This window comes from Streptomyces sp. LS1784 (genome assembly GCF_020103755.1).
Taxonomy (GTDB): Bacteria; Actinomycetota; Actinomycetes; order Streptomycetales; family Streptomycetaceae; genus Kitasatospora.
Window position 1 is genome coordinate 1 of sequence record NZ_JAHSQD010000522.1, and the last position, 5,891, is coordinate 5,891.

4 protein-coding genes are annotated in these 5,891 nt (G+C 68.1%); 1 reads left to right on the plus strand and 3 read right to left on the minus strand.

Features of this window, described 5'->3' with window-relative positions; all coding sequences use genetic code 11:
* Positions 1–143 precede the first annotated feature (143 nt).
* Together KS423_RS36565 and KS423_RS36570 are read right to left on the minus strand one after the other, a co-directional pair.
* Positions 144–992 (minus strand): IS5 family transposase, encoded by an 849-nt coding sequence (locus tag KS423_RS36565; RefSeq protein ID WP_224284051.1) that lies wholly within the window; start codon positions 990–992, stop codon positions 144–146.
* 650 nt (positions 993–1,642) lie between these two features.
* Positions 1,643–3,559: a DUF4157 domain-containing protein gene (locus tag KS423_RS36570; protein WP_263455621.1), complete on the minus strand. Its 1,917-nt coding sequence runs from the start codon at positions 3,557–3,559 to the stop codon at positions 1,643–1,645.
* Positions 3,560–4,424: 865 nt separating this feature from the next.
* Between KS423_RS36570 and KS423_RS36575 the strand changes: the two genes are divergently transcribed.
* Entirely contained in the window at positions 4,425–4,835 is a 411-nt protein-coding gene (locus tag KS423_RS36575) for a hypothetical protein (RefSeq protein ID WP_224284053.1), read from the plus strand.
* Positions 4,836–5,489: 654 nt separating this feature from the next.
* On the opposite strand, the gene KS423_RS36580 is transcribed toward KS423_RS36575, so the two are convergent.
* Positions 5,490–5,891: SDR family NAD(P)-dependent oxidoreductase (locus KS423_RS36580; protein WP_224284054.1), on the minus strand; the 402-nt coding region annotated here is incomplete at its 5' end.

A 5,891-nucleotide genomic window follows, 5' to 3' on the forward strand; every position in this document is an offset into this window, starting at 1 on the left:
GCATGGCGCGCACGAATGCGTCGGCCACCGTCCGGCCAGACGGTGTAGCCAGCACCTCTGAGCTCTTCTCCAAGATCCCGGATCCGCGCTGGCGCGTCGTGGCCGAGGAGTTCACCACCGGTAAGAGGGTGTTCGATACCGATTTAGGCTGCCGCGAGGGGTTTCGGGCGGAGGTATTGCCCGGTTCTGTCCGGGCTGGCGGTCAGGCGGCTGGTCATGGAGTTCACCATGGCCCAGTGGATCATCGAGCGTGACCGGTCCGGCAGTTCCTCGTAGTCGCGGTGGAGCCGCCGGTACCGGGACATGATCCCGAAGGTCTGCTCCACGCGCCAGCGGATCGGCTGCACGACGAAGCCCTTCTGTTCCTTGTCCCGGGCCACGACCTCGACGTCGATGTCGAGTGCGGCGCCGTGCTTGACGACGCCGTTGTTGTAGCCGGCGTCCACCCATGCCTTGGTCACCGTGGGCCACTGGGCGGCGAGGGTGTCCAGGACCTGCTTGCCGCCCGCCGAGTCCTGGACACCGGCGGCGGTGACGATCAGGACCAGGAGCAGGCCGAGGGTGTCGGTGGCGATGTGGCGCTTGCGGCCCTTGACCCGCTTCCCGCCGTCGTAGCCCTGGCTGTCGGCCGGGGCGTTGGGTGAGGCCTTCACCGACTGGGCGTCGATGATCGCCGCTGTCGGCAGGATCCGCCGGCCCTTCTTCGCCCGCAGCTGGTCACGGAGTGTGTCGTGGATCTGCTCGGTGGTGCCGTCGCGTTCCCACTCCTTGAAGTAGCCGTAGACGGTGGTGTGGGGCGGGAAGTCGTGCGGCAGGTACCGCCAGGCGATCCCGGTCCGGGCGACGTAGAGGATCGCGTTCACCACCTCGCGCAGCCCGGTCGTGGGCTCACGCCCTTCGGCGCGGGTGCGTCGCCACTCCAGCAGCATGGGCTCGATGAGCTCCCACTGATCGTCCTTCAGGTCCGAGGGGTACCGGCGTCGTTCCGTCACGGTTGATCAATATCGCGGACACGGACCCGGCCGCTACGAGATCCTGGAACCGAGTCCGTGCCGCGTGAACAAAAGCCGGACAGTTGGGGGGAATCCCCTATCGAACGCCCTCTTATGAAGTCACGCAAACCGGGCCGGCGGATGCTCACGAGCGGCTCCCGGACGAGGCCGACAGATCCCGTTGAGGACCCGAGGTCAGTCAGAGGTTGAGTCAGACCTGCCCGGGAACCGCTCATGAACATCCTCACTGTCAGTGGTGCACACAACTCCGTACGCGCTGGAGCACTCAGATCAGTACGCGGACACCGGGGAAGCCGCACTCGTTGCGTGCTCACCGAACACGCCCACGGCCTTGTCAGCCGCGGCTCGCGAGGCCCTGGCCACGATCAAGAGCCCCTTTGGGGTCCAGGTGGAAATGCCCTCACACGATCAACGCCGACGGCGGTGCGGGTGCGCTCCAGCCAGTTCATGACCTGGCGCAGCGTGGCGTCATCGAGGTGGCGGGTGAGGTCGTGGACGGCCTGACGGTCGTTGTCGGTCAGGGTGCGGAGGCCGGCGCGGTCGAGGGCGGCGTGGAAGGGCTGGGCGGCGGGGCCGGCCGGGCTTCGGTGGGAGCGTCGGGGTGTCGAGCGGGAACCGGCAGACCACGCTCACTGGTCGATCTCCATGTCAGACGGCCCGTCATGGCAGGACTGCGGCACAAGAGATTCTTCCATGGCTTCCCTGGCATTTTTGCTGCGGTCCTTGGATTTTACTCCCCTGATGCAGGCAAAATATTTTTCACCGCTCTTGACCCGCTCGAGTGCGGCCTCGATGAGCTCGCCCATCTCTTGGGCCGCTTCGGCTTTGCCCTTGCATCGGGAAGCCTCCTGTTCGGCCTCCCTCTTCTGACCGCCCATCAGGTTCGTACTGCGGATCTGCCAGTTCTTGGCCCTGTCCTGCCAGACCCTCTCCGTGGACTCCCATGCATCCTTCTTGGCTCCCCAGGCGCTCTCCAGGTCCTCCGGGGAATTCCCTTTCTCGGCTTCCTGGATCAGCTCGTCCGCTACGCCGTGGTCAGTCCTCGCCGCCGCCTCGAGCGTGCGAATTCTTTCGTCAAGAGGGAGATCGATCCCCTCTCGCCCGGCGATGACAGCGGTAACCGCCTTGTTCGAGAAGTTGTTGCCCTTTCTGCCGCGGGCATGGAAACTGGTCGTCTTGTTGCCGACGCCGTACATGTCGAATATTCCCTGGCGGCCGTCGCCGGGTTTCGCGTCACGTTCACTGGCGGTCTGCTCGAGAGTGATGCGGTCACCGCCGTCCACGGCCACCACCGCCGCCACGTGGAATGGCCATCCGGAGGCGTTGTTCGGATTCCCCTCCTTATCCAGTGAAGTCTCCACGGTGACAAACGCTTGGCCGACCTCTGGGCTCTCCAGGTGGTTCGGTCCCTGCCCCGCTCCTCCTCGCCGGCCGGCATACTTCTTCGCCGCTCCGATGTTCTCTTCGTTCCCCTCTCCGAACAGCAGGTCCTCGTCGGCGTCGCCGGTGATGCCGCGGAACTTGCTGACGACCGGCGCCTCGGCCGCCTCCTGTTCGGTTTCCGAGTACTTCAGGGACCTCCCGTGCATGACCTCTTCGGCAGTATGGGCGCAGTCTGCCAGGAAGAGTCCGTCCGGCACGTATTCGAAGTACTGGCTTCCGCCGTAGCTTATGGGCGGGACGTTGCTCAGACGGCAGCCTTTCGGAATTTCTGCGACATCCTCCCTGACCCATATCACATTGGACCAGTTGTCCCCTTCCATGCCCAGCAGAACATATTTTCCGCTTTCGGATATCCGGGCTTTCGAAAAGTCACCGATCTCTGCGTCCACAGTCGCATAGCGCTGCACGGCCGTCGTCCCGGCCGAAGAGGACGAGGCTCGGTACGACGTTCCCGCAGCCTCGAGGGTGTGGGAGGGCCCGGCCATGACCCGGCGCGCGTTCGCCTCGGCTTCGCGTTCGAAGCGGTCGGAGGGGTCGGACACCCTCAGACCGGAACCGGTGCCGGTGCCGGCGACCGGGCCCCGGCGCTGCTGGATGACGTGGGTGAGTTCGTGGGCCAGGGTGTGCCTGTCGCCTCCGCCCTCGCCGATCACCACATGGCTGCCGGAGGTGTAGGCGCGGGCGCCGACTTCGGCGGCGGAGCGTCGGGCGACGGGGCCGTCGTGGATGCGGACGTCGGTGAAGTCGGCGCCGAAGCGGTTCTCCATGTCGGTGCGGGTGGTGTCGTCGAGGGGGCGGCCTGCGGAGCGCAGGACGTCTGCCACGGCCGAACGCTGAACCGCGGCCCCGGGGCCGGCGCCGGTCCGCTGTTGGGTGAGGTGGCCGCAGCCGGCGTCGTGTTCGTGGCGTTGCACGGCGGGTGGGACGTCTCCGGTGCGGCGGAGCATCCGCACGACCGCGGCGTTGCCGACACTGCGCTGCAGGGCGAGCAGCCCGCTGGGGAACGACGCGGGGGCCTGTTCGCGGGGGGCGTTGTCGGTCCTGCGGCCGACCGGTGGCGCGGGGGTGCGCGCGTCCTGGTGGTCGGGGTCGTGTGCTCGCATGACGGGCTCCTTCATCTTCATCCGAACGCGCGTGGGCGACCCACATCTAGCGCGCCGCCCGGCCGGACGGTAGGGCCGAGAGGGCAGAGGGGAGGGCAGCCCGTTCGTCCTGCGCACCCGATCCGCCTGCCCCGTCCGGACACGAAGTCCGGGGCCTGGCTGCCCCTCATGAAGCCACCAGGTCATGTCGCCTGAGGCACCGTCGAGAGCGTGCGCGGAGCGCAGCAGGGGCGGGCAGGGCCGGGTCTGGGGAGCTGCTGGGCGTCGTGGTCGTTCGGGTGCGGTGCGCGTCGCGGGCGATGGGGTGCGGCGCGCACCGCGCCTGGCCATTCTCCTGTCTGCGGGGCCGGCAGAGCAGGCAGGGGTCCGGCGACGGAAGGGAGGAGGTCGTAGCCTGATTTGAATGCGAGATGCTCGGGTGGACATCGTGCAGCGGTGTCGGGTCGCCGTTCCACGCCTCAGCTGGGGTGCGGCCGTCCTGAGCGGCTGGTTGGTGCTTGGTGTTCCACCAGCGCGCCCAGCTCAGGAGCAGCGCGACTATTACCGCACCCCGCGACCACGTCGGAGCCGGCCTGCCCTGGGACGTCGCCGACGGCGTCCCGTGTTCCAAGGGCAACGCTCTGGGCATCTGGGTCAAACGCCGGTACGACCTCCACGAGCGGCTCCATCCCGACCGGCGATACCTCCTCACCGCCGGCGGCATCAGACCCCAACCCGTTTCGCGGATCCTCATCACGTGTGCACGGGCGTCTGTTAGCATCGCGGCTCGCGCGAACGCGTGGGGGACCGCGTACGGGGGAACGGAGCGAGATCCATGAGCGTGCCCACTGAAGTCTCACAGTTTCGTCTGGGCCACCGAACGAGCATGACCCGCACCGAGGGGGTGCGTAGCACGACCTATCGGTCGCAGTGGCGCCTGTTCCCGCTCGGCGCGAGTCGGCGCCCGGAGGCGGGGTCCGTCGTCCTCGACGTAGTCTGCGGAGACTGCCGCGTCCCCATCAGGGTCGTGCTGGAGTCCGAGTCGACCGCCGCGCAGAAGCGGCGGACCCGCAGCACGCTCGGCTGGCTCCTGCTCGCGGCGGGGATCGGCCTTGTTGTCGTCGCTTGCCTCATCGGCGGCGGCGGCGCCGGTGCCGGCCTGGCAGGCGTGACCGGCTTGCTGGCCGTAGCCACCAGCTTCGGCGTACGCAGCGGGGCGAAGACCTATCCGGGCGTCCGCCTGGACCGCGACCAGCCCGCCACCACGAACACCCCGCACCGGATCTTCGTCCGCTGACACCGCCGGACGATGACAGGGCCTGCTCGATGCTGCCCGGGTGTCCGAGCTGGAGGTGCTCAGCATGATCTTCGGCGGCGAGCGCCAGGCGCAGTTCTTCCACCGGGACGGCGCTCGCTTGTGGTCCTGCGGCGGCCGGGACGGCGCTCGCTGATTCGACGCGCGACGATTCTGTCGGGAGCGTGGCGGAGGCCTCGGCGGCGTTCGGCGTCGGCCTCGGCGGAGGCCTCGGCCTCGGGCGACTCCACACCGGCTGTGGACGCCGGAGAAGTCTTCGGCAGGGCGCCGGGCCGCGTAGACAGGGGATCGGCGGTCATGCCTATCAGCCCGTTCCCCCACCGAGGCGGTGTGCACAGGAATGAGCGACCCCACGTCAGCCGCCTACCGCGCGTGACAGGCGCAACTCGCTGGCCATGACAGCGACTTGTTCACCTCATGACAGCCGAGATCCCTGACCTCGACCGACAGAAGACCAGCTCGACGATCCCTCGTCCTCGACCAGCCCGCTGCCACCCATCCCGCTGACACCACCCCACACACGCACACACCGGAGCGTCGGCCGGGGCGGCCGAAGCAGTCGATGAACCTGTTCGAGACGCGCGGGCGGAAGCGGCCTCACCCTGGTGGCTGTGCGGGTGATGACCGCCGTGCCATTCACCAGGGCACTACGCCGGCGTCCTCGAAGAACTGGCCCGTCGGGCCGTCGTCGGGCAGGGTCGCGAGTTTGATGGCGATGGCCGCGCCCTGTTCGGGCGTGCGCACGCCCCGGAAGCCGTTGAGGTCGGTCGCGACGTAGCCGGGGCAGCCGGCGTTGATCAGGATGTTCGTGCCGCTCAACTCCCGGGCGTACTGGAGGGTGACGGCATTCAGGAACGTCTTCGAGGGCGAGTACGCCACGGCCACTGGACCTGTGGTCAGCTCACCAGCGGTCCCTGACTGCCGGGTGAGGGAGCCGACACTGCTGGACATGTTCACGATCCGCGGTGAGGCAGAGCGGCGCAGCAGCGGCATCATCGCGTTGGTGACGCGGATGACGCCGATGACGTTGGTCTCCAC